A 12,363-nucleotide genomic window follows, 5' to 3' on the forward strand; every position below is an offset into this window, starting at 1 on the left:
TTTTTTTTGCCCATTGTACATACACCGTACCGGGCATACAGGAATAAGGTAAACGGAACCAACATTTGAAAAGGAGGTTTTCCTCTTGTACGATCCTTTCGATCATGAATACACAGCCGAGAGCCACGAACGGGTGCCATATCATTATCCGCGGCCGCCTTATTATTACCCCAGACCATATCCATACTATCCGCGGCCGCCTTATTATTACCCCAGACCATACCCATACTATCCGCGGCCGTATATCCCGTTCTATCCTTGGTATTAATGTTTGAAAAGAAATGACTGCAGACAGGAGGCTTCCCCTGTCTGCTATTCAACTTTGACCGACAGGATATACGGGAGGGCTTGAACTTTCTCCATTACCGCTGCTTTCCCGCTTTTGCTTTTCACCCTTCCCTTCACTTCAAGCACCGCCTTATTCAATTCATAGGACGTAATCAGAATTCCTTTTTCCTCAAGAGAAGTTAAAATATCATGCATGACGGCTTTCTCTTCAATCCTGAAACTGACAGACAAAGAATGCGCCGCCGGTTTAAACAGAAAATTTAACAGTTCAAGCCCGATTAACGCCAAAATCGTGCCGCTGATGCCGATGACATACATACCTGCCCCGATCGTTAGCCCGATCCCCGACGTAGCCCAAATCCCCGCTGCCGTCGTAAGCCCCCGCACGACATGCCGCTGCAAAATAATCGTGCCGGCTCCTAAAAATCCGACACCGCTGACGACCTGCGCCGCCACCCGGCTCGGATCAAAGGACGTATGGCTGTTGGATAACAAATCAAAAAAGCCGTATTTGGAAACGATCATCATCAAGGCGCTGCCGACGGCCACTAAAAAATGCGTCCTCAAACCGGCTTCCTTCGCCCTGAATTCTCTCTCCAATCCAATAAGAGCCCCAAGCAGACCCGCAACCGCCAGACGAATCACAAAATCAAGTTCCATCCGTCTCTCTCCTTTCCTTATCTTCTTACCCGCTTTTTATCCCCCGTATCTTTTTCAATCAGCACAGGACTGCCCTGCTGAAAAAAACTGCATTTGAATATATACTTTGGTTCTTTATCATATTGTCAGTGCTCTTATTTATATGCGGAAGGTATTAAGCTGCCGTTTCTTAAAATAAGGAAAATGACTTATTGAGAGTATATTAAATAAGTTTATTCGTTGAAGCTGCGGCCGCTTGTCTCTTCCAATCTTCTAAAAACAGAACGAATGCCGCTCCCTCATGCTCAAAAATTGCTTTCAATCCGCGAAAATATATCGTAATATAAGATATAATCTTAATAAACGATAAAAGGTGGCTTATGATGTCTAACGAAATTATACGATTAAATGACCTCTGGACAGATATTTACTATCGGCTCCGTTATCAGCACCATGAAAAAATCACTCACCAAGGTGTACGGATTCTGCAAGTCATTCAAAAAGAGAAGGCAGTCGGAATAAAAGACATTGCCGGAGCGATTCAAGTATCGCATAATACCGCTTCGGAACATATAAAGCGGTTACTGAAGAAAAAGTATGTTTATAAAACCAGAAGTGTTGAAGATGAGAGGAAAGTCATTTTAAAACTTACCAGTTTGGGGGCGGATGTCCTTTACCGGCATTCCGGTCTTGATGAAGAAAAGCTTAAACAGCTTCTTTTTGACAACATGAATAATGAAGAACGAACACTTGTCTTAAAAGCATTCTGTTTGATGAAGGAGCGTGCTGAAGATGTTTACGATCGTTAAAATCATTGTCTCCGCTGCTATTATTGGGGTTATCACTGAAATATCAAGAAGAAGCCCGAGTTATGGAGGTATTATAGCGGCTTTACCAATTGTCAGTATGCTGAGCATGATTTGGCTGTACATCCAAGGCGAAACGAAGGAGACATTAAGTCATTTTGCATTCAGCGTGGCTTCCGGCATCCCCTCTACAGTCATTATGCTGGTCATTATCGGCATCGCCCTTCGCCATTCACTGTCTTTCATTGCCGCATCAGGGCTTGGACTTACAGGATGGCTGGTTTTCTTGTATGCTCAGGATTTTATCGTGAAACATATAAACAGTCAGCAATAGGCACCTTGGCGCTTCTTTGGAAGAAATACGAGGAATTAAAAAGACAGGGATATCCCTGTCTTAAAAGTGACTCCGAATAAAAAGCGAAACTCCTTTCTTCACGAGAAGCGCCAAACACAAAAACATCCCGTGTTGCGAACGGAGTCTGCAGCCTGTACAGCCATACCCGCATGAAAACCGGCTGATCTCTCAAACAGAATGTCCGGCAATCACCTCAAAAAACGAGGTGAAATCTGTCAGTATCCCGTCACCCGCCAGCTGTTTTTCTTCAAATAGCGCGCGGTTTTTTCCGAGCGGGTCAATGGCCATAATCTTGCCCGCACCTGCTTTTTTTGCCGCTGTGAGCCCTGAAAAGGCATCTTCAATGACTAAGCATTCTTCAGGTTTGAGGCCTAATTTTTCCGATGCGATGAGAAAAATATCCGGCGCCGGTTTTCCGGGGAAGCTCCCGTCATCAAACGTGACTTTGTCAAAATCAAACCACTGATCCAAATGAAAGACGTCAAAGTAAAACTCGACATTTTCCTTTACCGTAGCCGTGGCGATGGTCATCGGTGTTTCCGATTTTTTCAGATGGTTCAATACGCCGGTCAGTCCCTTCGTCAGCTTTAACTCGTCTTTGTTTTCAAGGCATAATTCTCTGTAGTAGGCTTCTTTTTCAAAAGACAGCTTCTTGATTTCTTCATTTGTTAAATCGCCGGAAATAAAATACGTCAGGATTTCACTGTTTGTTCTCCCGTGAATGTTAACGAAAATGTCTTCATCAGAAATGGTTTTCGGTGCGTATTTTTTCACCATGAAAAACCATGCTTTTTCGTGCAGATGCGAATCTTGAAACATCGTGCCGTTGAAATCAAAAATAACCCCTTTCATCGAACCGCCCGCCTTTTTTATTTTTTTGCGATTTTGACATCTACATATTGCTCGTAATGAATTTGAACATCTTTCATGACTTTATCATCCGTAATCAGATAGTCCATATCGTGCAAGTTATAGAACACGTAAAAATCTTCCCGGTTGAATTTTTTATTATCCGCCAGCAAAAATTTCGTCCGCGAATTATTCAGCGCGATTTGGTGAGCTTCCCCTTCTTCAATGCTGTAAGAAGAAATCTCATCATTATGTATGCCGTTGGCGCTGATGAAAGCCTTCGTAAAATTGAATTTCTGCAGATTGCCGTTCACGATGGGGCCGACGAAGGCACCGGTATTTTTTCGGAAGTCGCCGCCAATCAGGATGGTATCCGCAGTGTCGCCATGTTTCAAAATATCAAATACGGGATAGTTGTTTGTGATAATCCTGATTCGCTTATGCAGCAGGTGTTTCGCTAAAAGTTCAATCGTCGTGCCGGGCCCTAAAAAAACGGTATCGCCGTCATTTACATAGGAAGCTGCGAGTTCCGCGATCTTCCCCTTCTCCTCCATTTGAACACCCAGTTTTTCATTATGCGATAATTCGTGATCAATGGAATAAGATATGCTCTGTGCGCCTCCGTGAATACGTACGATTTTTCCGGCCTTATCCAGCTCGTCCAGATCTCTTCTCACTGTCATATCAGAAACTTCCAGTTCATCGATAATATCACTCACCGTAATAAACCCCCGCGAGTTTACAATATCGATGATTTTTAAAAGCCGCTCTTTTTTTAACATGTTCAATCATCCCCTCAACTTTACACACAATCTAACATACTGCGGCAATCCGGTCAACAAAAACAAACACTAATAAACAACACAATCAACATAAAAAACAACGACAAACTTACATAACCCCTATAAATACAGATGTTATTTCTTTATGAAGCTATTGACAACAAAAATGTATGCGTTTACTATTAAACAAAAGATAACAATTACAAACATTAATAAACTACAATTCACACATTGGCGAAGGAGGATTCAGTAATGCTCAAATTACCTCATGACTTTATTTTCGGCGGAGCGACTGCGGCATATCAAGCGGAAGGCGCCACAAAAGAAGGCGGCAAAGGGCCTGTGGCCTGGGATGAATTTCTTGAAAAACAGGGAAGATTCAGCCCTGATCCGGCAAGTGATTTTTACCGCCAGTTTCCGGAAGATATTAAACTATGTGAAAAATTCGGAATAAACGGCATCCGCCTTTCTATAGCCTGGACGAGAATTTTCCCTGACGGCACGGGCAAAATCAATCAGGAAGGTGTTGACTACTATCATCGTATTTTCTCAGAGTGCCATAAACGCAACGTCACCCCTTTTGTCACGCTGCATCATTTCGATACACCGAAAGGATTATTTGATCAGGGAGATTTCCTCAACCGCGCTGCAATAGAAGCGTTCGTCAGCTATGCGGAGTTTTGCTTTAAAGAATTCAGCGAAATCAGATATTGGAGCACGTTTAACGAAATTTATCCCACAGCCACCAACCAGTATTTACTCGGGGTTTTCCCGCCATCTATTAAAAGTGATATCACAAAAGTCATTCAATGCCTCCATCACATGATGGTAGCGCATGCGATGACCGTCAATCTTTTTAAAGACGGCGGTTATCCGGGAGAAATCGGGGTCGTCCATTCATTGGAAACAAAATATCCCGCCAGCGGCACAGAAGAAGACCGCCACGCCTGTTTTCTGGATGACGCGTTATCAGTGAGATTCCTCCTCGATGCCACCTACCTCGGCTATTATTCTGAGGAAACCATGCGTGCTCTGGATGAAATCTGTGAGGCAAACGGCGCTTCATACGAGTTTTCAGACAGTGACTTTGACGTGATGAAAAAAGCCTCGACGCGCAATGATTATCTCGGCATCAATCATTATCAATGCCATTTCGTCAAAGCGTACGACGGAGAAACCGTTATTCACCATAACGGAACGGGCGATAAGGGCACTTCGGTCTATAAAGTAAAAGGAATCGGCGAACGAATTTACAAAGAAGGCCTGAAGCGGACCGATTGGGACTGGCTCATTTACCCTGAAGGCATGTATGACATGCTGATGCGCATCAAACGGGACTATCCGCAATATAACAAAATTTACATTACCGAAAACGGCATGGGCTATAAAGATGAGTTTGAAGACGGCATCATTATGGATAAGGCAAGGATCGACTACTTAAAAGTATATTTAGAAGCCGTCAGTAAAGCGATTACCGACGGAGTCAATGTAAAGGGGTACTTCTTATGGTCCTTAATGGATTTATTTTCATGGACCAACGGCTACAACAAACGTTACGGTCTTTTTTACGTCGACTTCGACACCCAAAAACGGTATCCGAAAGAATCGGCCTACTGGTACAAACTTGTAAGTGAAACAAAAACAATCATTTAACGATCATACATGGTGAAAAGAGTCTCTTTTCATCATGTGTGCCGTCTTTAGGAGGTTTTTTCATGACAAAGGAAGAATTGCAGATGCTCGGTTTTGAAATCGTCGCCTATGCCGGCGACGCCAGAAGCACTTTATTGAAAGTCCTGAAAGAAGTCCGTGGCGGAAACTTCGAAAACACGGAAGCAGCATTGAAAAGCGCCGATGAAAATTTAACCCTCGCCCACAATGCGCAAACGAAAATGTTAGCTGAAGAAGCTGACGGCAAGGACATGGATTTAGGGTTTATTTTCGTTCACGGTCAGGACCACTTGATGACAACCCTTTTGCTCCGTGATCTTATTCAGGATTTTATAGAACTCTACCGAAGCCGCCGATAAGGAGTGGAAAAATGAACGGTATCATCAAGCAATTCGAAAAGGGAAAACCGTTTTTTGAAAAAATCTCAAGAAACATTTATTTAGGTGCGATCCGCGACGGCTTCTTAACTGCCATGCCGGTTATTTTATTCGCCAGCATTTTCATCCTCACCGCCGCTGTGCCGGAAGTGTTGGGTTTCACTTGGCCTAAAAGTGTTTCTGAATGGCTTTGGAAAGTTTATAACTATTCAATGGGCACCCTCGGCCTGATCGTTGCGGCAACAAGTGCGAAGTGCCTGAGTGAATCAATAAACCGAAAAATGCCGAAAAACAAAGGGATCAACCCCGTTTCAGCGATGCTTGCTTCAGTCGTCGGGTTTCTCATTTTAAGCGTCACTCAAATCGACGGCGGATTCTCCACGGAATATCTCGGCACAAAAGGTCTTTTAGCCGCTTTTGTATCCGCTTTCATAACGGTGAACGTTTACAGATTCTGCGTGCTGAAAAATATTACGATTAAAATGCCTAAAGAAGTGCCGGGTACCATTTCACAAACATTTAAAGATGTTTTTCCGTTCGCTTTTTCCGTTTTGGCCATGGTGAGCGTTGATTTATTGATCAGGAATACGCTTAATGTATCGTTTGCGGAGGCTCTCTCCTCTCTCTTATCGCCGTTTTTTACCGCCGCAGACGGTTATCTCGGGATTTGTGTCATTTGGGGAATGATGGCGCTGTTCTGGTTTGTCGGCGTTCACGGGCCTTCTATTGTAGAGCCGGCCATCGCAGCTATTATTTACGCAAATGTGGAGGCGAACCTTCAGCTTCATAATGCCGGTGAGCAGGCGTCCAACGTGCTGACCGTCGGACTCGGGAACTTCGTGGGCACAATGGGAGGGACCGGCGCAACCCTTGTTGTTCCGTTTATCTTTCTTCTTTTCGCGAAATCCAAGCAATTGAAAGCAGTCGGAAAAGCATCCGCAGTTCCGGTGTCTTTCGCAGTAAACGAACCTCTTCTCTTTGCTGCGCCGATCATTTTAAATCCTTATTTTTTCATTCCGTTTGTTGTAACGCCGATGGTGAATGTCTGTCTGTTTAAATTTTTCGTGGATGTCATCGGAATGAACAGTTTTATGTATGTTCTTCCGTGGGCCACCCCGGCGCCCGCCGGCTTGATTCTCGGAACCGGCATGGGGCTCTCGGCTTTTGTTCTGACGGCTGTATTAATCATTGTCGATTTCCTGATATACCTGCCATTCTGTAAAGCTTATGACAAAGTATTAGCGGCGGAAGAAGCCCAACACACCGAGCCTGAAACCGCGCTGCAAACATTACAGCCCGCCATGGCCGGCGCCTCAGAAGACGCGGCTTCCGTCATCAGCACAAATCTTCAGGAATCCTCATCCGCCTTGGAACACGGCACCAATGTGTTAGTGCTGTGCGCCGGAGCGGGAACGAGCGCCATGCTTGCGAACGCACTGACAGAAGGAGCCGAAGAATACAACGTGCCGATCACCGCCTCAGCAGGCGCCTACGGATCCCATTACGACATCATGAAAGACTTCGATATGATCATTTTGGCTCCGCAAGTCGGCTCTTATTATGATGACATTAAAGAAGATGCGGACCGCCTGCATGTGAAACTCATCGCAACGAAAGGAGCGGAATATATCAGCCTCACCAGAAATTCACAAAAAGCCATTCAGTTCATACTGGAGCATACCCCAAAATAGAATCGGAGGTTTATCATGGATGCCAAACTTTTGAAATCGAGATTCGAAGACATTTTCAAGAGAAGTAACGGAGAACTGTTTTTCGCACCCGGCCGGATCAACCTGATCGGGGAACATACGGATTATATAGGCGGTCACGTTCTTCCCTGCGCGATCACGATCGGAACATATGCCGTATGCGCAAAACGCGAAGATCACCAGATCCGGTTATACTCAGAAAACTTTCCTGACAGCGGCATTGTCTGCCTTGATCTTTCCGCCACAGCATACAAAAAAGAAGACGGCTGGGCCAATTATCCGAAGGGGATGATCCATTATCTTCTTGAAGCCGGCGGCCAAATAGACAGCGGAATGGATATTCTTTTTCACGGTACGATTCCAAACGGAGCCGGTTTAAGCTCCTCTGCTTCCATTGAAATGTTGACCGGTTCCATTTTAAGAAAGTTATTCAGCCTGGATGTTTCCGATACTGAACTGGCGCTTATCGGAAAAAGAGTCGAAAATGAATTTATCGGCGTGAATTCAGGGATTATGGATCAATTCGCAGTGCAAAAAGGCAAAAAGAACATGGCCATTCTATTAAACTGCGATAAGCTTGAGCACGAAATGATTCCGGCTGCTTTTAACGGATATAAAATCGTCATTATGAATACGAACAAGCGCCGGGAGCTGGCGGCTTCAAAGTATAATGAACGCCGCAGCGAATGCGACGCGGCTCTCACGGAACTGCGGCAATATCGGAATATCGCATCACTTGCGGAATTGACGGGAGAAGAATTCAACAAACTCGAACCCCTTCTCTCCCGTGAAACTTTGCGTAAAAGAGCCCGGCACGCGGTCAATGAAAACGAGCGGACCCTCTCAGCCGCGGAAGCTCTCAAATCGAATGATTTGAAAACGTTCGGGGAGCTGATGAATGCGTCCCACCGTTCGTTACGCGATGATTATGAAGTGACCGGTGACGAATTAGACGCGCTGGCTGAAGCAGCCTGGAAAGAAGGAGCACTCGGAGCGCGGATGACGGGCGCGGGGTTCGGCGGCTGCGCCATAGCCATTGTGGAAAGTGAAGAAACCGCCGGCTTTATCCAGGCCGTTTCATCTCACTACCGCAGCAGGACAGGTCTTGAAGCTTCTTTCTACATCGCGGATATAAGCGATGGCGCGGCTGAATGGAGGGAAAAATAAATCATGGCGATTCTCGTTCTCGGCGGAGCCGGCTATATCGGTTCTCATGCGGTTGATCAATTAGTAAACAAAGGATTTGAAACGATAGCTGTGGATAATCTCCAGACAGGCCACCGGAAAGCCGTTCATGAAAAAGCCGTTTTTTACCATGGAGATATCCGTGACAAACCGTTTCTTCGCTCTGTGTTTGCGAAGGAGAACGTAACAGGCGTTCTTCATTTTGCCGCTCAATCCCTTGTCGGCGAATCAATGAAAGACCCTCTTTCATATTTCAATAATAATGTGTACGGTACGCAAATTACGCTGGAGGTCATGCAGGAATTCGGGGTGAAACACATTGTGTTTTCTTCATCCGCCGCTGTTTACGGCGAACCTGAAAAAGCGCCCATCACAGAAGACATGCCGGAAAAGCCGGAAAGCGCATACGGGGAATCAAAACTCATGGCAGAAAAAATGCTGAAGTGGTGTGAAACCGCCTGCGGCATAAAATATGTCTCGCTTCGGTATTTTAACGTTGCCGGCGCGAAAACGGACGGTTCCATCGGAGAAGATCATCATCCGGAAACCCACCTTATCCCTATCCTTTTACAAACCGCGCTCGGTCAGCGCGAGGAGGTTTTGATATTCGGCACTGACTATGATACAAAAGACGGCACGTGCATTCGCGATTATGTTCATGTTTCCGATTTAATCGATGCCCATATTCTCGCTCTGGAATATTTGCAAAACGGCGGAGACAGCGGCATTTTCAATTTAGGATCAAGCAGCGGGTTTTCCGTATCAGAAATGGCGGAAGCGGCCCGGCAAGTGACCGAAAGAGACATAAAAGTAAGAGCGGCCGCAAGAAGACCCGGTGATCCAAGCGCCCTCATCGCTTCCAGCGATAAAGCGCGGAACATTCTCGGCTGGAATCCGAAACAAACGGACATATCGGAAATCATTGCGTCAGCATGGAATTGGCATCGGCATCATCCTAACGGATACAAGGACAAATGAAATGGAGGCGGCGGTCATTGACGTTTTTGAATCAGTGGCAGGGTTTCTGAAAGAAAGCACTGTCTTAGGCGACATAAATGAAACAGATGTGATTTACACAAGAAACAGACTTCTCGATCTGCTCGGACTGACGGATTATGCAGAACCGAAACATATCAAGAAACAAAACAGGCTTCACTATGTGGACGAAATGGTGAAAGACGCGGTAAAACGGTCAATCATAAACGATACGCCGGCTGAAAGAGACATGCTGGGAAGCAGGATCATGGACGTGATCACACCGGCCCCTTCTCTGATCAATGCCGCCTTCAGCGAATTGTTATCAGATTGCCCGAAAAAAGCAACAGATTATTTTTACCGACTGAGCCAAAACAACGACTATATTAAGACGCGGGCCATTCGAAAAAATATCGTGTACCGCTCACCAACACCTTTTGGAGAATTGGACATCACCATTAATCTATCAAAACCGGAAAAAGACCCTAAAGACATCGCCGCGGTAAAAAACAGTCCGGAAAACCGGTATCCGACATGCCTGCTCTGTATGGAAAACGAGGGGTATGCCGGAACACCGCATCACCCCGCCCGTTCAAACCACCGCATCATCAGGCTTGACTTAGCGGGAGAACAGTGGGGGTTTCAATACTCTCCTTATGCGTATTACAGCGAGCATGCCATTTTTCTTTCAAGCGTGCACAAGCCGATGAACATCAGCCGCGACAGCTTCAGAAGGCTTCTGGCCATTACGGAAATCTTCCCGCATTATTTCGCGGGATCAAACGCAGACTTGCCGATCGTAGGAGGTTCCATTCTTTCTCACGATCATTATCAAGGCGGCGCCCATGAGTTTCCGATGGCAAAAGCGGGTTCCCTCTACCCTTTTCATATGCGTCATTTTCCAGACGTTCAGGCCGAAGCCGTAAAGTGGCCGGTATCAGTGATCCGCCTTCGCGCAAAAGATCCGGATTTGCTGACAGATGCCGCTGCGTATGTTTTTGAAAAGTGGCGGGAATATTCAGACGAAACCGTCAGCATCATCGCGAAGACAAATGAACCCCATAATACCGTCACCCCGATTGCCAGACGCAGGGGAACGGATTTTGAAATCGATCTCGCTCTCAGAAACAACCGCACCTCCGAAGATTATCCGGATGGCATTTTTCACCCGCATCAGGATGTCCATCACATCAAAAAAGAAAATATCGGTCTGATTGAAGTGATGGGGCTCGCCGTTTTACCTCCCCGCCTGAAAGATGAGCTGGCAGAAGTGAAAAAGTATTTACTGAATGAACCTCATGACATCAAAGACATTCATCTTCCGTGGGCTGAAAACATCAAAGCGGATAAAGACGTGACACCGGAAAATGCAGCCGCTGTTTTACAAAAAGAAACCGCGAATGTATTTTTACGCGCGCTGACCGATGCAGGCGTTTTTAAAATGACACCCGAAGGAATTCAGGCGTTTCAGCGTTTCACGACGTTATTGGAGAATGACAGCTGAAACATTCAGAGTGAAATCAATCAACAATCTTTTTTATCAGGAGGTATTGTGATGTTCAAAAACCGATTGAAACGTGTATTTGTAAACGCAATCTGTCTTTCTCTCATTTTCACCGCTTTTACATTTCTTGAGAAGTCTCCTAAAGCAAAAGCGGATGCCCCGTTTGCCTATGGCGCTGATATAGGATGGCTGAAACAAATGGAGGATGAAGGTGTGCGCTGGCTGGATGACGGCGGGAAACAGAAAGATGCCTTGCAGATTCTTAAAGATCACGGAATAAATGCCGTGAGACTGAGAGTGTTTGTGAATCCGCCAAGCAGCTATTATTGGCTGAAAGACGGCACAACATGGACCATGCTCGGCTATAGTGACAAAGCGGGCGTACTTGCGGCGGCCAAAAGGGCAAAAGCGTTAGGAATGAAAGTAATGGTTGACTTCCATTACAGTGACGTGTTCGCTGATCCCGGCCACCAGATCAAGCCGAACCAATGGACCGGCTATTCAAACAGCCAGCTGCAGGCAGCCGTGTATAACCATACGTACGATGTCATGAAAGAACTTAAAAATCACGGCATCTCCCCTGATTGGGTGCAAGTAGGAAATGAAATGAATTCAGGAATTTTACTGCCCGACGGCAGCACGAGCGATTTCAGCAAATTGACCGGCTTACTGAACAAAGGCTATGACGCCGTGAAATCCGTCAGCCCGGCCACCAAGGTCATCAGCCATTTGGCACACGGCACGGACAACAGCCTATTCAGATGGTGGTTTGATCAATTCTTTAAAAACGGAGGAAAAACCGACATCATCGGCGTTTCGTTCTATCCCTATTGGGAAGGTAAGCCGTACTGGGAGCTCACCGGCCATTTATCATCTAATTTGAATGATATCGCCTCACGCTACAACAAGGAAGTCATGGTGGTTGAACTGGGCGGAGATGAAAATAATCCGAAAGATTCCTACTGGACCATAAAAGACACCATAAAACTGGTGAAAGCCGTTCCGAACGGCAAAGGAACTGGCGTATTTTACTGGGAACCCGAAGCTCACTCCAGCGTTCTGTCAGACGCGTATCCATTAGGCGCAACCGCCAAAGTGTCTAAAAACGTCTTGAAATACACAACCGCAATTGACGCTTTTTATGATGCCGCAACAGGAAAATGATTGATGCAATTCTAAAGCAGGCTCTTTTCGCAGCCTGCTTTTTTGTAAGGCTGCAGAGT

At 45.8% G+C, this 12,363-nt stretch carries 12 protein-coding genes and 1 pseudogene; 10 read left to right on the top strand and 3 right to left on the bottom strand.

Annotated elements, in window-relative coordinates; all coding sequences use genetic code 11:
* Positions 1-85: 85 nt before the first annotated feature.
* Positions 86-268 carry a hypothetical protein gene (locus OWN49_RS19485; protein WP_071543315.1) on the top strand — a complete coding sequence of 61 codons (183 nt, stop codon included), beginning with the start codon at positions 86-88 and terminating at the stop codon, positions 266-268.
* A gap of 283 nt (positions 269-551) precedes the next feature.
* Here the strand turns inward: OWN49_RS19485 and OWN49_RS19490 are convergent.
* A pseudogene (locus OWN49_RS19490) lies at positions 552-948 on the bottom strand (MgtC/SapB family protein); the annotation flags it as partial.
* Positions 949-1,310: 362 nt separating this feature from the next.
* Between OWN49_RS19490 and OWN49_RS03225 the strand changes: the two are divergent.
* Positions 1,311-1,736, top strand: coding sequence for a MarR family winged helix-turn-helix transcriptional regulator (locus OWN49_RS03225; protein ID WP_077722083.1), 426 nt, complete (start codon positions 1,311-1,313; stop codon positions 1,734-1,736).
* Positions 1,720-2,067: a DUF3147 family protein gene (locus tag OWN49_RS03230; protein ID WP_015388376.1), complete on the top strand. Its 348-nt coding sequence runs from the start codon at positions 1,720-1,722 to the stop codon at positions 2,065-2,067. Before OWN49_RS03225 ends, OWN49_RS03230 begins: the two co-directional genes overlap by 17 nt.
* A gap of 189 nt (positions 2,068-2,256) precedes the next feature.
* Here OWN49_RS03230 and OWN49_RS03235 read toward each other — a convergent pair whose 3' ends face one another.
* Together OWN49_RS03235 and OWN49_RS03240 are read right to left on the bottom strand one after the other, a co-directional pair.
* Positions 2,257-2,940, bottom strand: coding sequence for an HAD family hydrolase (locus OWN49_RS03235; protein WP_070081657.1), 684 nt, complete (start codon positions 2,938-2,940; stop codon positions 2,257-2,259).
* A gap of 17 nt (positions 2,941-2,957) precedes the next feature.
* Positions 2,958-3,719 (bottom strand): DeoR/GlpR family DNA-binding transcription regulator, encoded by a 762-nt coding sequence (locus OWN49_RS03240; protein WP_003154937.1) that lies wholly within the window; start codon positions 3,717-3,719, stop codon positions 2,958-2,960.
* Positions 3,720-3,971: 252 nt separating this feature from the next.
* Between OWN49_RS03240 and lacG the strand changes: the two genes are divergently transcribed.
* From lacG to OWN49_RS03275, 7 genes are all read left to right on the top strand, one after another.
* On the top strand, positions 3,972-5,372 hold the full coding sequence (lacG, locus tag OWN49_RS03245; protein WP_057080073.1) for a 6-phospho-beta-galactosidase: 1,401 nt from the start codon (positions 3,972-3,974) through the stop codon (positions 5,370-5,372).
* 62 nt (positions 5,373-5,434) lie between these two features.
* Positions 5,435-5,749, top strand: a complete 315-nt coding sequence (locus tag OWN49_RS03250) for a PTS lactose/cellobiose transporter subunit IIA (RefSeq protein WP_176283270.1) — start codon at positions 5,435-5,437, stop codon at positions 5,747-5,749.
* Between the two features lie 11 nt (positions 5,750-5,760).
* A complete protein-coding gene (locus OWN49_RS03255; protein ID WP_176283269.1) occupies positions 5,761-7,458 on the top strand; it encodes a PTS lactose transporter subunit IIBC in 1,698 nt (565 codons plus the stop codon).
* Positions 7,459-7,473: 15 nt separating this feature from the next.
* Positions 7,474-8,643: a galactokinase gene (locus OWN49_RS03260; RefSeq protein WP_176283268.1), complete on the top strand. Its 1,170-nt coding sequence runs from the start codon at positions 7,474-7,476 to the stop codon at positions 8,641-8,643.
* Between the two features lie 3 nt (positions 8,644-8,646).
* The gene (gene galE / locus OWN49_RS03265; protein ID WP_176283267.1) at positions 8,647-9,639 is read left to right on the top strand and encodes a UDP-glucose 4-epimerase GalE; all 993 of its coding nucleotides are present in this window, start codon (positions 8,647-8,649) and stop codon (positions 9,637-9,639) included.
* 1 nt (position 9,640) lies between these two features.
* The gene (gene galT / locus OWN49_RS03270; protein WP_176283266.1) at positions 9,641-11,140 is read left to right on the top strand and encodes a UDP-glucose--hexose-1-phosphate uridylyltransferase; all 1,500 of its coding nucleotides are present in this window, start codon (positions 9,641-9,643) and stop codon (positions 11,138-11,140) included.
* 51 nt (positions 11,141-11,191) lie between these two features.
* Positions 11,192-12,304: a glycoside hydrolase family 53 protein gene (locus OWN49_RS03275; RefSeq protein WP_063174247.1), complete on the top strand. Its 1,113-nt coding sequence runs from the start codon at positions 11,192-11,194 to the stop codon at positions 12,302-12,304.
* Positions 12,305-12,363: the final 59 nt, after the last annotated feature.

Origin of the sequence: Bacillus sp. NEAU-242-2, assembly GCF_027853835.1 — a bacterium.
Classification (GTDB): domain Bacteria; phylum Bacillota; class Bacilli; order Bacillales; family Bacillaceae; genus Bacillus; species Bacillus velezensis.